Here is a 17,945-nt window from a genome sequence, read left to right as displayed (position 1 = left end):
TCCTTCAACCTTTCGCGACGCTGCGCATCGCGGCGCGGCTGCCGCCATCGACCTCGCGCAACAACTTGTAAACCTCGCGCTTGCGGGCGTGAAACGCGGCCATGTCCGGCGCGGTCGGCTCGCTCTTGCGTCCCAGCGCCGACATCTTGGCCATTGTCTCGCCGATCGAGGCATAGGCGCCGCCGGCGACCGCCCCGAGCATCGCAGCGCCCAGCAGCACCGGCTCCTTCGTCTGCGGCAACGCGACGGTGAGGCCGGTGGTATCGGCCATGATCTGGCGGACCAGTGGGCTGCGGCTGGCGCCGCCGCCCATGATCATGATGCTGGAGCGGACCCCATGGGCGGCAAAGGCCTCGATCACCTCGGCGAGACCATAGGCAAGACCGCAGAGGCCGGCAACGAACAGCCGTTCCATGGAGGCGATGTCGGTGTCGAGATCGAGGCCCGCGATCACCGCGCGCGTGTCAGGATCGGCATAGGGCGAGCGGTTGCCGATGAATTCCGGCAGCACGTGGACGTCGCGCGCCAGCAGGGCGGCGCGGCTGGCATCGCCGGCGCGCGCGATGATGCGGCGCTCGAGGAAATCGATGAGGTCGAGGCCCTCGCTGCGCGCCGCCGCGCTCGCCTCGCCATGGCCGGGATGCGACTTGAGGAGATGATCGATCGCCGCGCCCGCGGCGGACTGGCCGCCTTCGTTGAGCCAGAACTCCGGCACCATGCCGGAATAATAGGGACCCCAAACGCCCGGCACGAAGCACGGCTCCTTCGTCGTCGCCATGATGCAGGCCGACGTTCCCATGATGTAGGCGAGACGGTCGCTGACATCGCTCGCGCCGCCCGCCCCGTCGCGGCCGCCGATCGCGCCGATGCCGCCGGCATGGGCGTCGATCAGGGAAGCGCCGACCGGGGTGCCCGGAGCGAGGCCGAGCTCAGCCGCGGCTGCCGGCGTGAGCCCGGCGCCGAGGCGCGTACCGGGCGCAACGATCTCGGTGCCGATGCGGGCGTATTTCTCGGTGACGAAGTCGGACAGGCCAATGCGCTTGAAGAACGGCGCGCTCCAGCCGCCGCCGTCATGGGCGAGATAGTTCCACTTGCAGGTGACGGTGCAGGTCGAGCGCTGCAGCGCCCCGGTCGCGCGCCAGGTCAGATAGTCGGCCAGATCGAAGAAGTGCCCGGCGGCCTCGAAACTCGGGCGCAGATGCCGCTTCAGCCAGAGCAGCTTCGGCATCTCCATCTCCGGCGAGATCGAGCCACCGACATAGCGCAGCACGGCATCCTCGGTCTCGTTGATCAGCCGCGCTTCGGCCGTGGCGCGATGGTCCATCCAGACGATGACGTTGCGCTGCGCCTCGCCGGAGGTGCTAACGGTGAGCGGCTCGCCTTGCGGATCGAGCACCACGAGGGAACAGGTGGCGTCGAAACCGATGCCGCCGATGCTGCCCGGCGCAATCGCTGCTTCCGCCATCGCCGCGCGCACCGATTTGGCGCAGGCCTGCCAGATATCTTCTGACGACTGCTCGACGATGTCGCCGGCCTCGTGCCAGATCCTGATCGGATGCCGGGCAGTCGCGAGCAGCGTGCCGACCTCGTCAAACACCCCCGCCCGCGTGCTCGTGGTCCCCACGTCGACGCCGATATACGCTCGCGGCATGGTCGCTCCCGGTCGCTTTCCGTCCGTTCCGACGCAAGCCTACCAGCAAGTATAGCCGCCATCCACCAGCACGATGCTGCCGGTCATCAGGCTCGCGGCCTCGGACGAGAGGAACAGCACGACGGAGGCGATCTCCTCGACCTGCCCCATGCGCGCCATCGGGGTTCCACCGATCCAGGCGTCATACATTTTCGGATTGCTCTTCACGAAGGCGTTGAGCGGCGTCTCGATATAGGTCGGCGCCACCGCGTTGACGCGGATGCCCCGGGCGCCCCATTCGGCGGCTAGTGACTTGGTCAGATGGTGCACCGCGGCCTTGGAGGCGTTGTAGAAGCACTGCTCCTGCGGCTTGTTGACGATAAAGCCGCTCATCGACCCGACATTGACGATGGCGCCGCTTTTCGCCTTGAGCATGTGTTTGCCGAATTCGCGGCAGCACCAGAATGTGCCGTTGAGATTGACGTCGATGACGTTGAGCCAGTGCTCGTCGGTGACGGTCTCAGCCGGCGTCTCGCTACGCGCGATGCCCGCATTGTTGACGAGGATGTCGACTTTGCCGTGACGGGCGACGAGATCGTTCGCAACCTCCGCCACGCGCCTGGTGTCGGTGACATCCATGATTGCGGTCTCAACGTCGTAGCCCTTCGCCTTCAGGCTGGCTTTCGCGCTGTCAGCGACCTTGCCGTCGCGGTCGCCGATGATGACCTTCGCGCCGGCCTCGGCCAGCGCCTCGGCGCAGGCGAGGCCAATGCCCTGCCCGCCGCCGGTGATGAACGCGGTCTTGCCGCTCAGCCTGAACTTTTCCAGATACATGATCGTCTTTCCGTGTTCTTGCCGTTTCTTGTCAGCCCCGAAGAGCGTTGCCGCTCTCGTCGAAGCGGTGAATGCGCGCAGGGTCCGGCATCAGCGACACCCGATCGCCGGCATGCAGGCTCAATTCGCCGATGTAGCGCGCCGTCAGCATGCCGAGCGCGCCGGCATCGACGTAGAGGAAGGTGTCACTGCCGAGATGCTCGGCCACCGCAATGGTGCCCTGCCAGCCTCCACCGCCGTCGCGCTCGATCTTCAGATGCTCCGGCCGGACGCCGATCGTCTCTGCCCCCTTCTGCAAAGCAAGCTCGCCGGTGACGAAGTTCATCTTGGGCGAGCCGATGAAGCCGGCGACGAAGAGATTGGCGGGTCGCTCGTAAAGCTCCAGCGGCGAGCCGTATTGCTCGATCTTGCCGCCGTTGAGCACGACGATCTTGTCGGCCATGGTCATGGCCTCGACCTGGTCGTGGGTGACGTAGATCGCGGTGGTGCCGAGCTGCTTCTGAAGTCGCGTCACCTCGATGCGCATCTGCACGCGTAGCGCGGCGTCGAGGTTGGAGAGCGGCTCGTCGAACAGGAATGCCTTGGGCTCGCGGACGATGGCGCGGCCAATCGCGACGCGCTGGCGCTGGCCACCGGAGAGCTCGCGCGGCTTGCGGTCGAGATAGGGCGTGAGGTTCAGCGTCGCGGCGGCCGCCTCGACCTTGCGGTTGATCTCGTCCTTGGGCAGGCCCGCCATCTTCAGGCCGAAGCCGATATTGCCGCGCACGCTCATATGCGGATAGAGCGCGTAGGACTGGAACACCATCGACAGCCCGCGCTTGGCCGGCGGCGTATCGACGACGTTCTTGCCGTCGATCAGGATCTTGCCGCCAGAGACGTCCTCGAGCCCCGCGATCAGCCGCAGCAGCGTGGTTTTGCCGCAGCCGGAGGGTCCGACGAACACGACGAAGGAGCCGTCGGCAATGTCGAGGTCGGCGCCCTTAATGATGTGCACGGGACCGAAGGACTTTTGCACGCCCTGAAGTGTGATCTGACCCATGATCCCCCTCTACTTCACCGCGCCAAAGGTGAGCCCGCGCACGAGCTGCTTCTGGCTGAACCAACCGAGGACGAGAATGGGCGCGATCGCGAGCGTCGAGGCCGCCGACAGCTTTGCCCAGAACAGCCCTTCGGGGCTGGAATAGGAGGCGATGAACGTGGTGAGCGGCGCAGCGCTCGAAGTGGACAGGTTCAGCGTCCAGAACGCCTCGTTCCAGGCCAAGATCAGGTTGAGCAGCAAGGTCGATGCGAGCCCTGGGATCGCCATCGGCGTCAGCACATAGACGAGCTCGCGGCCGATCGTGGCGCCGTCCATGCGCGCGGCTTCGAGGATGTCGCGCGGGATCTCCTTGAAATAGGTGAAGAGCATCCAGATGACGATCGGCAAGTTTCCGAGGCAGAGGATGAAGACGAGACCGACGCGGGAATCGAGCAGGCCGAAGCTCTTGTAAATCAGGTAGATCGGCACCAGCACGCCGACCGGCGGCATCATCTTTGTCGAGAGCATCCAGAGCAGGATGTCCTTGGTGCGCTTGGTCGGCGAGAACGCCATCGACCACGCCGCGGGAATTGCAATCAATAGTGCAATCAGCGTCGATCCGCCGGCGATGATGATCGAGTTCATCGCGTGGTGCAGATAGTCGCTGCGTTCCTGCACGGTTGCATAGTTTTCCGTGGTCCAGTGGAAGAACAGGAAGGATGGCGGGATCGCGAATGCCTCGAGCTCGGTCTTGAAGCTCGCCAGCCCCATCCACAGGATCGGGAAGAAGATCAGGAAGCCGAACAGCCACGCCATCACCGTCGATATCACCACCCGCCGTGTCGTCGCCATCCGTGCCATGTCAGGCCTCCAGGTTGCGGCCGACGATGCGGACCAAGAAGAAGGCGACGATGTTGGCGATCACCACCGCGACGAGCCCGCCCGCGGAGGCGCTGCCGACGTCGAACTGGATCAGCGCCTGCGAATAGATCAGAAAGGCAATATTAGTCGTTTGCAGGCCCGGTCCGCCGCCAGTGGTGACGAAGATCTCGGCAAACACCGTCAGCAGGAAGATGGTCTCGATCAGGATCACCACGGTGATGGGACGCGCGAGGTGCGGCAGCGTGATGTAGATGAAGGTCGAGACCGCGCTCGCACCGTCCATCTCGGCGGCCTCCTTCTGCTCCTCGTCGAGCGATTGCAGCGCGGTGAGCAGAATCAGCGTCGCGAACGGCAGCCATTGCCAGGTCACGATCAGGATCACGGCGAGCAGCGGCACGTCGTTGAACCAATCGATCGGCGTCAGGCCGAACAGCGAGGCGAGCCAGGCGAACAGCCCGGACACCGGATGCATCAACAGGTTTTTCCAGACCAGCGCACTCACCGTCGGCATCACGAAGAAAATGCGCGATCACCATCAGCCGCACGAAATTGCGGCCGATCACGGGTTGATCCATCAGCAGCGCCAGCGGAATCCCGAGCAGGATGGTCAGCGCCAGCACCGAGCCGACCAGCACCAGCGTGTTCTGAAGCGAGGCCAGGAAGGCGGGATCGGTGAGGAAGTAGCGGAAGTTTTCGAGGCCGACGAACGATTCCGAGCCGGGATCGAGCAGGCTGTAGTGCAGCGTCGAGAAGTAGATCGTCAGCACCAGCGGGACGATCATCCAGATGAACAGCAGCCCGACGGCCGGGGTCAGGAGCGACCGCGCAAGAAACTGCGTCTGCCGGGTTGCCATTCTTGGCACTCCGCTCGGAGGAAGAAGGGCGGCCATCCAGCTAAGGATGGATGGCCGCAAGGTTTGAGCTCAGGGAGAGCTCGGGTTCACTTAATGTAGCCGGCGCGCTTCATCTCGCGCTCGGTAGCGGACTGCGCAGCCGTGAGCGCTGCATCAACCGTTGTCGATCCCGCAAGCGCCGCCGAGAACTGCTGGCCCACCTGCGTGCCGATACCCTGGAATTCAGGGATCGCGGCGTATTGCACGCCGACGTAAGGAACGGGCTTCACCGTCGGCTTGTTGGGATCGGCGGCGTCGATCGAGGCCAGCGTCAGTTTCGCAAACGGCGCGACCTTCAGGTACTCATCGTTCTGATAGAGCGAGGTGCGAGTGCCCGGCGGCACGTTGGCCCAGCCCTCCTTCGACGCCACCAGCTTGGTGTAGTCCTTGCTGGTTGCCCAGGCGATGAACTTCTCGGCAGCTTCCGTCTTCTTGGAGCCGGCCGGGATTGCGAGATTCCAGGCCCACAGCCAGTTGGCGTTCTTGCCAAGCCCGGTGTTGGGCGCGAGCGCGAAGCCGACCTTGTCGGCGACCTTGGAGTCCTTGGGGTTGGTGACGAAGGACGCCGCGACCGTGGCATCGATCCACATCGCGCATTTGCCGGCGTTGAACAGCGCCAGATTTTCGTTGAAGCCGTTGGAGCTCGCGCCGGGAGGGCCGGCTTCCTTCATCAAGTTGACGTAGGTGGTGAGCGTCGTCTTCCATTCCGGCGTGTTGAACTGCGGCTGCCAATTCTCGTCGAACCAGCGCGCGCCGTAGGAATTGGCCATCGCCGAGAGGAACGCCATGTTCTCGCCCCATCCGGCCTTGCCGCGGAGGCAAATGCCGTAGGTGCCGGCGCTCTTGTCGGTGAGCTTCTTGGCGGCATCGATCACGAAATCCCAGCTCGGCTTTTCCGGCATCTTGAGCCCGGCCTTGTCGAACAGATCGGTGCGATACATCACCATCGAGCTCTCGCCGTAGAACGGCGCGGCGTAGAGCTTGCCGTCGACGGAGACCGCGTCCCTGATCTTGGGCAGAAGGTCGGCGACGTCGTAATCGGCGCCGAGATTGGCGAGCGGCACCAGCCAGCCCTTCTTGGCCCAGATCGGCACCTCGTAGGTCCCGATTGTGAGCACGTCGAACTGGCCGCCCTTGGTGGCGATATCGGTGGTGACGCGCTGGCGCAGCACGTTCTCCTCCAGCGTCACCCATTTCACGGTGATGTCAGGGTTCTTCTTGGTGAACTCACCCGTCAGCCCCTGCATGCGGATCATGTCGCCATTGTTGACGGTGGCGATGGTCAGGGTCGTTTCGGCCATCGCAGGGACGGCCAGCAGGACAGACACGCCGCAGACGGCGCCCAGGACATGTTTCACGGTGACCTCCCCTCAATTCGCGTTTTGAGCATATGCCCACGCGTTGGGCGTATGTTCAACGGGGTCGCCGCACTTGTCAAGCACGCGCGCGGGCGTTCTAGCAACTTATGAGTGCTGCGGTGCGGGAGAGACAGAAGATCCCCGAGGCGGAAGCGACGGCAATTGTTGGGAATGAACCCGCGGCTTGCTCCACCTCTCCCGCAAGCGGGAGAGGGAGCGCAGTGTCCACAGCCGCGGGAACTCGTCCCTACCGCTCCAGGATCGCCCTTGCCGTCGCTTCGTCGGTGATCAGGCCGTTGATCAGGCCCCCGCTCAACGCCGCAGAGATCGCCGCCACCTTGGCGGCGCCCACCGCCGCCCCAATCGTCGTGGCCTTCGCCGGCACTTCCGGCGGAATGCTGGTGAGGCGCTTGTTGGTGCCGGCCTTGAGCAGGCGGCCTTTCGCGTCGTAGGCCCAGCCGGTGATCTCGCCGATGGCGCCCAGGCGCATCATCTCGAACAATTCGTCGCGGGTGACGAAGCCGTCGATGTGCACCTGCGCCTTCTGGTCCATCTGGCCGATGCCGACGAGGCGCAAGTCGGCTCTGGCCGCGACCGCCTTGACCTTCGCGATCGGCTCGATGCGTACCATCCTGTTGCGCTCGTCCTCCGACGACATCAGGAACGGCAGCGGCATCGGATAGTGCCGCGCCCCGGTGCGGTCGGCGAGCCGTCCGACGGTGTCGTAGAAGCTCGCCGAGCCGTCGGCGGAGATGTTGCCGACCAGCGAGACGATCTGATGATTGGGCCGGTCGATCGGCGTGACGCGCTCGACCGCGGCACGCACCGCCCGGCCGGTGCCGAGCGCGACGATGACAGGCGTCTCCGAGCGGAGCGTGGAATCGAGCAGGTTGGCGCAGCGCTCTGCAATGCCGGCGTTCGCCTGCGGTGCGGCGGGATCGGCCGGCACCACCTCGCAATGAACGAGGTCGAACCGTTGCTTCAGGCGGGCGGCCAGCTCCATGCAGGCGGCGATGGGGTGTTCGAGTCGGAAGGTGATGAGGCGCTCGGCGAGGCACAGCGAGACCAGCCGCTGCGCCGAGGCGCGCGACACCTGGAGCATCTTTGCGATCTCGTCCTGGGTGTGGCCGGCAATGAAATAGAGCCAGCCCGCGCGCGCGGCGTCGTCGAGTCTCGACTTGTCGTTCTCGGCGGCCATGCGGGCTCACATCTCCCAGAAATCGCTCATATGCGCGAAGACCCGATCGGCCCCGGCGGCCGATAATATAGCCCGGCCGTCGCGGCTGCGATAATGGCCGCCGCCGACAAATCCCCAGACGGTCATGCCGGCGGCCTTGCCCGCCTGCACGCCGCTGACGCTGTCCTCGATCACCAGCGTGCGTGAGGGCGGTGTGCGCATGTTCTCGGCGGCATGGAGAAAGAGATCGGGCGCCGGCTTGCCGTGCCTGACCATCTGCGCGGTGTAGATCCGGTCGTCGAAATGTGCCCGAAGACCTGTGACGCCGAGCGAGAGCGACACGCGATCGATGTCGCTGGACGAGGCCACACAGAACGGCACGGTCAGCCCCGAGATCACCGCGTCGACCCCGAGGATCGGCACAAGGGAGGCGGCAAACGTCTCCAGCACGCGCGATTTCAGTCGGGGCAGGAAGGCGTCCGTCAGCGAGTGCCCGAGATCACGATAATGCTGCTCGATCGCCTTGGTGCTGCGTCCGAGAAACAGCTCGAGCGCCTGCTCCTCGCTGAGCACGAGACCGAATTCAGCCAGCACCTCGGACAGGCAGCGACAGCTCAAGAGCTCGCTGTCGACGAGTACGCCGTCGCAGTCGAAGATGATCAGATCGGGTTTCGGCCGGCCCTGGTCCATCCGGCCATTCGATCATATACCCAAGGCATGAGCAATAGTTCAACAGCAACACCGTGACGCGTCAGTGCGCCACCTGCCGGTAGATCGCCGGCAGCGCCGCGGGCAATCGCTTGATGTTGCCGACGATGGCATAGCGGCTGCGCCCGAACAGGATCGGAAAATAGGATTGCGCTGCCGCGTCTATCGTCACGCCGAACACCGCAATTCCGAGCCGGCGCGCTTCCTGCACGGACCTCCTGGTGTCTTCGACCGCAAAGCGCCCCTCATAATGGTCGACGTCGTTCGGCTTGCCGTCGGTGAGGACGAGCAGCAGCTTCTTGCGTTGCGGCTGGCGTGCCAGCTCGGCGGCGGCATGGCGGACCGCCGCGCCGATCCGCGTGTAATAGCCGGGCTTGAGCGCGCCGATGCGGCGCTCGACCACGTCGCTCATCGGCTCGCCGAACGCCTTGACCGTTTCGAGCCTCACCCAGGAGCGCCGGCGCGAGGTGAAAGTCAGGATGCTGTGGTGATCGCCGCAGGCGGATAGGCCGTGGGCAAGCACGAGCAGCGCCTCCTTCTCGACATCGAGCACGCGGTAGCCATTGGCCCAGGCGTCCGTGGAGAGCGAGACGTCGACCAGCAGCGTGACGGCGAGATCGTGCCCTTGCGGGCGCATCGCCACGTGGACTCGATCGAGACCGCTGCTGCTGCCGGCGCGGAGGTCGCACCGCGCACGCACCAGCGCGTCGAGATCCAGATCATGTCCATCGGCCTGCGCCCGCATCAATTCATGGCGCGGCCGCAGGACCCCGAAGCGGCGGCGCACCTGGTGGATGTGCCGGCGCATGGTCTCGTCAGGCGTCCAGCTTTCACCGGTTTCAGAAGCGGCAGATGCGAGCACGCGGCAATGATCGGGCAGATAGGAGCTGCTGCGATAATCCCATTCGGGATAGGTCAGGCCCGCAGTCAGGCGCGAGGCATCGAGCGCTTCCGGCGGCAAATCAAGATCGAACTTGAACCGGCTCGCCGGCTTGCCGCTGCGGCGGCTGAGCGTGATCTCCTCGAGGTCGTCGGCCGCTTTCCGCGCGTCGTCGTCCTCGCTGTCATCGGCGGAGCGATCGATATTGACCATCTCGGCCATCGCGAGGATCTTCTCGAAGCGATTGAGCACGAAGGGATCGCGACGATTGGCATTTTCCTCGCGCTCACGCACCGCGAAACGCTTCCGATTGTCCTCGGCCAGTGGCTCCGCACCGTCAGCGCATTCGTCCTCACCCGCATGCGCGGGCGCAAGCTCGCACGTCCAGCAATCGCCCCAGAGCGGACACGGCAGGATCGAGCGATAGCCCGGCGGCGCCTTGTCCGGCAGCGGGCCCGTTCCCATCATCGCCGGCCACAACTTTCCCGTGGGCGCAGGTCCGGCGCCAAGCAGGGCGAGAACGATCTGCTCGATCTCCTGCTCGATGCGAGGCAGAGGCCGTCGCGGCCGGGCCTCGGCGGTCGCCGCGGCAAGCTGCGCGTAGTCGGCGACCAGCCCGGGAAACTGCGTGAGCACAAAGACCGCCGTTTCGGCAGCGCGGCGCAGCACGAGCAGATCGCGCCGGAGCGGATCGGTCTCCGTGGTCGCCTCGATCGGCGCAGCCGCAAACCATGCCGCGAGCCAGCGGTAGAGCGCTGCATTCAGCGCGCTGTCGGGAAAGATCGCGATGCTGTCGGGCAGGAAGATGCTCCCGGCGTCGCGGCCCGGCTGCTCGAGGCGCTCGTCACCGAGACCGATGCGTTGCCGCCAGCCAAGCCGGTGCGCGGACTTGCGCGCGCCGGCGCTCGCGATCTGCACACCCGCCTCACCGCCCAGCGCGCGGAACATCACCGCGAGCCTGCTTCTCATTTCCGCAAGCGAGACGGCGTGATCGGCATGAACCGGATAGCTGGCGGTGCTGCCGACCATGCGGTGCCAGGCGCGGCCGACCGTCTCCTCCAGTTCGAGGAAATCGAGCATCGGAGCCGCCTCAGCCGATCACGGCGCGTGCGACGTCGAGCAGCGCCGCCTTGACGTCGGCATCGTCGGTCACTGGCTCGATCATGCCGGCGAGCACGGCATCCGCAATCGGCATGCCGGCCGCAATCAGGGTCGCGCAATAGACCACGAGCCGGGTCGAGACACCCTCCTCCAGGTCGTGGCCCTTCAGTGCGCGCAGCCGGCCGGCGAGCGCGACCAGCGGCCGCACGCAATCCGGCGACAATCCGCTCTCGGCGGCGACCACCGCAATCTCCTGCTCTGGCGGCAGAAAGCCGAACTCGATGGCGACGAAGCGCTGGCGCGTCGACGGCTTGAGCGCCTTCAGCAGCGTCTGGTAACCGGGGTTGTAGGAGACCACGAGCATGAAGCTGTTCGGCGCGGCGAGTTCCTCCCCCGTGCGTTCCAGAGGCAGGATGCGACGATCGTCGGTCAGGGGATGCAGCACGACGGTGACGTCCTTGCGCGCCTCCACGACCTCATCGAGATAGCAGATGCCGCCCTCGCGCACCGCCCGCGTCAACGGGCCGTCGCTCCATAGGGTGTCGCCGCCACGGAGCAGATAACGGCCGGTGAGGTCGGCCGCGGTGAGATCGTCGTGGCAGGCGACGGTGTGCAGCGGCAATCCGAGCCGCGCCGCCATATGCGCGACGAAGCGCGTCTTGCCGCAGCCAGTCGGTCCCTTCAGCAGGACCGGCAGCTGGTGCCGCCAGGCGTGCTCGAACAGCGCGCATTCATTGCCGCTGGCGACATAGGCCGGCAGCGCTGGCGCGGTGACGGCGTGAAGGGCAGCTTTCATGATCATTCTCCGCAATTCACATTGAGACGGCGGCCGCGGCGAACCGAGGCCGCCTTAACGCTCATTCGGCCGGCTGCAACGCGCCGGGGATGACGGGCTGCCTGGCGCGACCGGGCACCAGCACGGCCCACACGAACATCAGCGCGGAGATCGCGACGAACACGCCGGAGCCGAGCCGGACCCAGTAGAACATTGCGAGCTGGTCCTGCACGTCCATGTAGCCCTGGCCGAGCACGCGCTGGAGATGGACCTGGACCACGCCTGCGAAGGTCAGCGCGAAGGTCATCACCATCATCGCCGTGCACATGATCCAGAAGCTCGCCATGGAGAGCCACTGGTTATAGGGCGCCCGTCCCCTGATCTGCGGGATCGCGTAGGCCATGACGGACAGATTGAGCATCACATAGGCGCCGAAGAACGCGAGATGGCCGTGCGCGGCGGTGACCTGTGTGCCGTGGGTGTAGTAGTTCACCGAGGACAGCGTGTGCAGGAAGCCCCAGACGCCGGCCCCTAAGAACGCCATCACCGAGCAGCCGACCGACCACAACAGCGCAGCGCGGTTCGGGTGCTTGCGGCCGGCCTTCCAGGTCATCTGCACGGTGAAGATCACCATGGTGAAGAACGGTGCGACCTCCAGCGTGGAGAACAGCGATCCGATCCACTGCCAGTAGCCGGGCGCGCCGATCCAGTAGAAATGGTGACCGGTGCCGAGAATGCCCGAGAACAGCGCCAGCCCAATGATGACGTAGAGCCACTTCTCGACGACCTCGCGGTCGATGCCGTTGAGCTTGATCATGAGATAGGCGAGCACGGAGGCCATGATCAGCTCCCAGACGCCCTCGACCCAGAGATGGACGACGTACCACCAGTACATCTTGTCGACCGCGACGTTGGCCGGGTTGTAGAAGGCGAACAGGAAGAAGATCGCAACGCCCCACAGCCCGAACAACAGGATATTGGTGATGGTGGTCTTGCGGCCCTTCAGCGCCGTCATGGTGACGTTGAACAGGAACATCAGGCAGACGACGACGATGCCGACCTTGATGATGAAGGGCTGTTCGAGAAATTCGCGGCCCTCGTGGTAGTGGAAGAGATAGCCGACCACGGCGACGCCGGCCGCGCCGAAGAACATCCAGAACTGGATCTTGGCGAGCAGCGGGCTGTAGAGCTCGGTCTCGGTTTCCTCAGGGAGCAGGAAGTAGGTCGCGCCCATGAAGCCGATCAGCGACCACACGATCAGCGCGTTGGTGTGGATCATCCTGACGATGTTGAACGGCAGGAGCGTCGACAGCGTGTTGGGCAGGACGTAGATGGTTCCGGCGACAAGGCCGAACAGGACCTGGGCCAGGAACAGCGTCAGCGCGCCGTAGAAATACAGCATCGCGACTTTCTGGGTTTGATATTTCATCTTGGGTTCTCTCTGTCTGGAAAGAGGAAGGCGCTCAGCCGGCCTTGTTCGGCGGCCATTCCTGCCGCTTGATCTTGCTGGTCCACTGCAGGAAGTCGGCGAGATCGTCGAGTTCCTGGTCGGTCAGGTTGAACTGCGGCATCTGCCGCCGGCCCGACGCGCCCGAGGGCTGCGACTGCATCCAGGCCTTCAGCGTCTCGCGGGCGGCGGCCGGGTCCTCGTTGCCGCCCCAGCGATCCCAGACATTGCCGACCTCAGGGGCGAAATAGGCGCCCTCACCCAGCAGCGTGTGGCAGTTGATGCAGGAGTTCTTTTCCCAGACGTGCTTGCCGCGGGCGACCGACGACGTCAGCATCGTCGCGTCCGTGGAGGTCGTGGCCATGTAGTAATGGCTGTGCGCTGTCAGCCCTATGAAGATCGCGAAGAAGAAGGCCGAGCCGCCGTAGAAGACGTTCCGAGCGGCCGACTTGGTCAGGCGTTCAGCCATTGCCAATCCTTTCCGGTTTGATTCCTGAAGACATGCGATGGTGTGATTTATTGCCGTTTTGCCCGGCACGTTCTTTGTCAGGGCGCAATGAGCGCGTCAGATCAGGGCGACGACCGCCGAGGCAAGCCAGGCAAGTAGCAGCACGATTAGGATCCAGCTCACGACGAGACCGCGCCAGAGCGCGGGCACGGCACGAAGATCCATGAAGTCGAGCGCGATGCGATGCCCCTTGAGCGCGGCGAAGGCGAGCAGCAGCGCATTGCCGAGCAGCGCCCGCGGCATCAGCGGTGGCAGAAGGACGGTAGCGAGCGCGAGGCCGATCAGCACGATCCAGGTGATATCGATGCGATCCGGCATCGTCATCTCACCTGATAGAGAATGGGAAACATGACGATCCAGGCCAGATCGACCATGTGCCAGAAGGCCGTTCCCGTCTCGACGCCTGATATTTCGGCGCGGCGGCAGACCACGGCGAGAATGACGATGCCGAGGCCGACATGCAGAAGATGAAAGCCGGTCAGCAGGAAGTAGAGCGTGAAGAACGGGCTGGTTTCGAGCCCGACCCCGCGTCCGATTTCTTCGGCATATTCGGCAAGCTTGATCGCGATGAAGAGGCCGCCGAGCGCGATGGCGCCGACAATCCAGGATCGCGCCACCTGCCGTTCTCCGGCGCGCGCAGCCTTCGTCGCTCGTGCCGCCGCCCAGCCGCTGGTCACCAGCACGACGGTGTTGAGGCCTGCGAGATTCGAAACGAGAGCGGCCTGCCCGGCCGCGAACACAGCCGGGTGGATCGCGCGAGCGACCGAGAAGGCGCCGAGGAACAGGCCGAAGGCGACAAGCTCGCTGAAGATCAGCACCCAGATCATGGGATCGCCGGGAAGATCTTGCAGAATTCCCCAGCCGGTTTCCTGTTGTTCGCACTCGGCCGTTGACATCGTCTTTCCGGATCAGGACACCGGCCAGACTTAGCCCGGCATCCCGGTTCCGAATTTGTCGCCGGACAAACTGGGGATCGCCAGAGCGCTTGTTTGCGCCAACGCAACGTCCGGCCGGCCGGATCGCGGTACGAACCGGCCCAGGGTTCCCAGGAATGGCGAACGATCACATGAGTGATGCACAAATCGGGCTGATGACCGCGACCCCCATCATCATCGGCTTTGCCATCGCGCTCAGGCGCATGGGGGTGCTGTCGACGGTTGCGACCGTTTCGGCGGTGAGCCTCTCCGTCGCGATCGCGACGGTACTGTTCACGACGCAGTAGCGGCCCGCGCCTCGAGCGCAATGCAGGGTACCGTTGCGACGCTGCACAGCAGGAGGCACCTGCTGTTTATGGTCTCAGACAGTTCCATTCCCCGGTCTTGGCTTCCTTGCGTCGTGCGCTAGTATTGCACTCCACACGACTGGATGAGTTGGCCATGCCTGAGATCATCAACCTTGGCGCGCTGCAGCTGACATTCCTACAGAGCAAGGATGACACCGCCGGCAGCCTCGATCTGTTCGAGATGACATTGCAGCCGAACGCGCGCATGCCGATTCCGCATTATCACGATGGCTGGGACGAGACGATCTATGGACTCAGCGGCATCTCGACCTGGCGGATCGAAGCAAAGGACATCGACGTCGCGCCGGGCGAAAGCCTGTTCATCAAGCGCGGCGTGGTGCACGGCTTCATCAACCGTTCGCCGCGACCGGCGACGTGCCTGTGCATCCTCAGCCCCGGCGTACTCGGCCCACAATACTTCAGGGACATGGCGGGTCTGCTATCGGCCGGCTCGCCTGATCCGGCCAAAGTGAAGGAAACGATGCTGCGCTACGGGCTGGTTCCGGTGATGCAATCCTGAGGATGAGTGCGGCGCAAGAGGCCGAACGCTCGCATGGCTCACGGGGCGATCGCGCGCTCAGCCCTTCCACCGGCGTCGTTGAAAATGGTGGGCACGGCGCGTTGCGCCTTTGCCCACCCTGCAGGACCGTCGATGCGGCTATCTCCGCTGATTGTACACGTCGATGCACACCGCGCCCAGCAGCACCAGGCCCTTGATCACCTGCTGATAGTCGATGCCGATGCCGAGGATGGACATGCCGTTGTTCATCACGCCCATGATCATGGCTCCGACCACGGCACCGCCGACCCGCCCGACGCCGCCATAGGCCGAGGCGCCGCCGATGAAGCAGGCGGCAATGACGTCGAGCTCGAAGCCGAGGCCGGCCTTCGGAGTTGCCGTGTTGAGCCGCGCGGCGAAGACGAGGCCGGCAAGCGCGGCGAGCACGCCCATGTTGACGAAGGTGAGAAAGGTCAGCCGCTCCGTCTTGATGCCCGACAGGCTCGCCGCCTTGGCGTTACCGCCGACGGCGTAGATGTGCCGGCCGATCACGGTGCGGCGAGTGACGAAGCCGTAGAGCGCAATCAGCGCGGTCATGATCACCAGCACGTTGGGCAGACCGCGATGCGAGGCGATCAGATAGGTGAAATAGAGCACGGCAAAGGCGAGCAAGATGCTCTTGCCGAGGAAGAACGCATAGGGCTCGACCTCGATGCCGTGCGACTGCTCGCGCGACCTTCCCTTGGCACTGGCATAGACGAGCCCGAGCGCCAGTACGGCGCCGATCAGCATAGACGTCGGATGCAGCGTGCCGGCTTCGGGCAGCAGTTCCGGAATGAAACCCGAGGACAGCTTCTGGAAGGTTTGCGGGAACGGCCCGAGCGACTGCCCCTGCAATACCGCGAGCGCCAGGCCCTTGAAGACAAGCATGCCCGCCAACGTCACGATGAAGGACGGGATCTTGAAATAAGCCACCCAATAGCCCTGCGCCGCGCCGATGGCGGCGCCAAGCGCGAGGCAAGCGATGAAGGCGAGCGTGTAATCGACCTTGTAGGTCACCATCAGCAAGGCCGCCACGGCGCCGATGAAGCCCGCGACGGAGCCGACCGAGAGGTCGATATGGCCGGTGACGATGACGAGCAGCATGCCCAGCGCCATGATGACGATGTAGCTGTTCTGCAGCACCAGGTTCGTGAGGTTGAGCGGCTGCAGCAGGGTGCCGCCGGTCACGACCTGGAAGAACAGCATGATCGCAACCAGCGACATCAACATGCCGTAATTGCGCAAGTTGTTCTTGATGAAGCTGCCGTGCCGGCGCTCCTCGGGCAGCGAAACCGTCTTGTCGGTCATGGCTGCGATCCTCCCATCTCCGCGGCCGCGGGCGCGGCGTTCCCAATGCTTCGTTCGTTGCGCATGATGGCGCGCATGATCTTTTCCTGTGTCGCTTCTGAGCCGTTGAACTCTCCGACGAAGGCGCCGTCGTTCATGACGCAGATGCGGTCGCAGATGCCGAGCAGCTCTGGCATCTCCGAGGAGATCACCACGACGCCACGGCCGGCTTCCGCAAGCTCGTTGATGATACAGTAAATCTCATATTTGGCACCGACGTCGATACCTCTTGTCGGCTCGTCCAGGATCAGGACCTTGGGGTCGGTCATCAGCCATTTCGACAGCACGACCTTCTGCTGGTTGCCGCCGGAGAGCTGGCCGGTCTCCTGGTAGACGTCGGAGCAACGGATGCGCATCCGGTTGCGGTAGTCGCTGGCGACCTTCAGCTCGGCGATGTCGTCGATCACCCTGCTAGGTGCGACCTGGTCGAGGCTCGCCAGCGTGATGTTCTTGCGGACGTCGTCGGCGAGGATCAGGCCGAGCTGCTTGCGGTCCTCGGTGACGTAGGCAAGACCGGCATCGATCGCGGCGGCGACGCTCGGCAGCGCGATCTCACGGCCTTCGAGCCGGATAATGCCGCTGATATTGGTGCCCCAGGAGCGGCCGAACAGGCTCATGGCGAACTCGGTGCGCCCTGCCCCCATCAGCCCGGCAATGCCCACGACCTCGCCGCGCCTGACGCCGAAACTGACATTCTTGATCACCTGCCGCTCGGGATGGATGGGGTGATAGACCGACCAGTTCTCGACGTCGAGCACGGGCTCGCCGATCTTCACGTTGCGCTCCGGGAAACGGTGCGCCATATCGCGATTGACCATGCTGCGGATGATGCGATCTTCCTGGATCGGCTCGGCGTGGCAATCGATGCTGTCCACCGTGCGGCCGTCGCGCAGCACGGTGATGTGGTCGGCGACCTTGGCGACCTCGTTCAGCTTGTGCGAGATCAGGATCGATCCAATGCCCTGCTCGCGGAACGCCATCAGGCGTTCGAGCAGCGCGGCGCTGTCGGCCTCGTTGAGGCTCGCGGTCGGCTCGTCCAGGATCAGCATCCGTACCCGCTTGGACAGCGCCTTCGCGATCTCGACCAGCTGCTGCTTGCCGACGCCGAGATCGGTGATCAGCGTATCCGGCGATTCCTTCAGGCCGACCTGCGCCAGCAGCTCGCGCGTGCGCCGGTAGACCTCGTCGCGGTCGATCACCCCTAGCTTCGACGGCGGATGCGACAGGAAGATGTTCTCCGCAATCGACATCAGCGGGATCAGCGCCAGCTCCTGATGGATGATGATGATGCCCAGCGCCTCGGAATCGTTGATGTCGCGAAAGCGGCGCTCCTCGCCCTCGAAGACGATGGTGCCCTCGTAGCTGCCGTGCGGATAGACCCCGCTCAGCACCTTCATCAGGGTCGACTTGCCGGCGCCGTTCTCGCCGACGAGCGCATGGATCTGCCCGGCGCGAACCGAGAAGTTGACGTCGCGCAGCGCCTGCACGCCGGCAAAGCTCTTGCTGACGTTGCGCATCTCCAGCATGGCGGTCATGGCATCGTTTCCTTGAAAAAGCTTATCCC

Annotated in this window: 17 protein-coding genes and 1 pseudogene; 2 read left to right on the top strand and 16 right to left on the bottom strand. The window is 64.6% G+C overall.

From position 1 onward, the window contains the following. Window positions 1-4: 4 nt before the first annotated feature. The 14 genes and pseudogenes from N2604_RS16770 to N2604_RS16705 form a co-directional block, all read right to left on the bottom strand. Window positions 5-1,651, bottom strand: coding sequence for an FGGY-family carbohydrate kinase (locus tag N2604_RS16770; RefSeq protein ID WP_260375717.1), 1,647 nt, complete (start codon window positions 1,649-1,651; stop codon window positions 5-7). A gap of 39 nt (window positions 1,652-1,690) precedes the next feature. Continuing rightward, a complete protein-coding gene (locus N2604_RS16765; RefSeq protein WP_260375716.1) occupies window positions 1,691-2,464 on the bottom strand; it encodes an SDR family NAD(P)-dependent oxidoreductase in 774 nt (257 codons plus the stop codon). 31 nt (window positions 2,465-2,495) lie between these two features. Next, window positions 2,496-3,503: an ABC transporter ATP-binding protein gene (locus tag N2604_RS16760; protein WP_260375715.1), complete on the bottom strand. Its 1,008-nt coding sequence runs from the start codon at window positions 3,501-3,503 to the stop codon at window positions 2,496-2,498. Window positions 3,504-3,512: 9 nt separating this feature from the next. Continuing rightward, window positions 3,513-4,343 (bottom strand): carbohydrate ABC transporter permease, encoded by an 831-nt coding sequence (locus N2604_RS16755; protein ID WP_260375714.1) that lies wholly within the window; start codon window positions 4,341-4,343, stop codon window positions 3,513-3,515. A 1-nt stretch (window position 4,344) separates the two neighbouring features. Then, window positions 4,345-5,218: pseudogene (locus N2604_RS16750) on the bottom strand (carbohydrate ABC transporter permease). 86 nt (window positions 5,219-5,304) lie between these two features. Further along, window positions 5,305-6,615 (bottom strand): sugar ABC transporter substrate-binding protein, encoded by a 1,311-nt coding sequence (locus N2604_RS16745; RefSeq protein WP_260375713.1) that lies wholly within the window; start codon window positions 6,613-6,615, stop codon window positions 5,305-5,307. A gap of 247 nt (window positions 6,616-6,862) precedes the next feature. Then, window positions 6,863-7,813, bottom strand: a complete 951-nt coding sequence (locus N2604_RS16740; protein WP_260375712.1) for a sugar-binding transcriptional regulator — start codon at window positions 7,811-7,813, stop codon at window positions 6,863-6,865. A gap of 6 nt (window positions 7,814-7,819) precedes the next feature. Further along, window positions 7,820-8,482, bottom strand: a complete 663-nt coding sequence (locus N2604_RS16735) for an HAD family hydrolase (RefSeq protein ID WP_260375711.1) — start codon at window positions 8,480-8,482, stop codon at window positions 7,820-7,822. A gap of 61 nt (window positions 8,483-8,543) precedes the next feature. Continuing rightward, window positions 8,544-10,460, bottom strand: coding sequence for a nitric oxide reductase activation protein NorD (locus N2604_RS16730; RefSeq protein WP_260375710.1), 1,917 nt, complete (start codon window positions 10,458-10,460; stop codon window positions 8,544-8,546). Between the two features lie 10 nt (window positions 10,461-10,470). Continuing rightward, the gene (locus N2604_RS16725) at window positions 10,471-11,277 is read right to left on the bottom strand and encodes a CbbQ/NirQ/NorQ/GpvN family protein (protein WP_260375709.1); all 807 of its coding nucleotides are present in this window, start codon (window positions 11,275-11,277) and stop codon (window positions 10,471-10,473) included. A gap of 61 nt (window positions 11,278-11,338) precedes the next feature. Continuing rightward, entirely contained in the window at window positions 11,339-12,685 is a 1,347-nt protein-coding gene (locus tag N2604_RS16720; protein ID WP_260375708.1) for a cbb3-type cytochrome c oxidase subunit I, read from the bottom strand. A gap of 34 nt (window positions 12,686-12,719) precedes the next feature. Next, entirely contained in the window at window positions 12,720-13,172 is a 453-nt protein-coding gene (locus N2604_RS16715; RefSeq protein WP_260375707.1) for a cytochrome c, read from the bottom strand. A 96-nt stretch (window positions 13,173-13,268) separates the two neighbouring features. Further along, window positions 13,269-13,529, bottom strand: coding sequence for a cytochrome C oxidase subunit IV family protein (locus tag N2604_RS16710; protein ID WP_260375706.1), 261 nt, complete (start codon window positions 13,527-13,529; stop codon window positions 13,269-13,271). Between the two features lie 2 nt (window positions 13,530-13,531). After that, window positions 13,532-14,107, bottom strand: coding sequence for a cytochrome c oxidase subunit 3 family protein (locus N2604_RS16705; protein ID WP_260375705.1), 576 nt, complete (start codon window positions 14,105-14,107; stop codon window positions 13,532-13,534). Window positions 14,108-14,277: 170 nt separating this feature from the next. Here N2604_RS16705 and N2604_RS16700 point away from each other — a divergent pair, with 170 nt between their 5' ends. Further along, window positions 14,278-14,433, top strand: coding sequence for a hypothetical protein (locus tag N2604_RS16700; protein ID WP_260375704.1), 156 nt, complete (start codon window positions 14,278-14,280; stop codon window positions 14,431-14,433). A 154-nt stretch (window positions 14,434-14,587) separates the two neighbouring features. Then, on the top strand, window positions 14,588-15,013 hold the full coding sequence (locus N2604_RS16695; protein ID WP_260375703.1) for a cupin domain-containing protein: 426 nt from the start codon (window positions 14,588-14,590) through the stop codon (window positions 15,011-15,013). A gap of 138 nt (window positions 15,014-15,151) precedes the next feature. Here N2604_RS16695 and mmsB read toward each other — a convergent pair whose 3' ends face one another. Together mmsB and mmsA are read right to left on the bottom strand one after the other, a co-directional pair. Continuing rightward, the gene (gene mmsB, locus N2604_RS16690; RefSeq protein ID WP_260375702.1) at window positions 15,152-16,342 is read right to left on the bottom strand and encodes a multiple monosaccharide ABC transporter permease; all 1,191 of its coding nucleotides are present in this window, start codon (window positions 16,340-16,342) and stop codon (window positions 15,152-15,154) included. Beyond that, window positions 16,339-17,916 carry a multiple monosaccharide ABC transporter ATP-binding protein gene (mmsA, locus tag N2604_RS16685; protein ID WP_260375701.1) on the bottom strand — a complete coding sequence of 526 codons (1,578 nt, stop codon included), beginning with the start codon at window positions 17,914-17,916 and terminating at the stop codon, window positions 16,339-16,341. The genes mmsB and mmsA overlap by 4 nt, the downstream gene beginning before the upstream one ends. Between the last annotated feature and the right edge of the window lie 29 nt (window positions 17,917-17,945).

Origin of the sequence: Bradyrhizobium sp. CB1015 (assembly GCF_025200925.1) — a bacterium.
Classification (GTDB): Bacteria; Pseudomonadota; Alphaproteobacteria; order Rhizobiales; family Xanthobacteraceae; genus Bradyrhizobium.
This window is presented reverse-complemented; position numbering and strand designations above follow the sequence as displayed.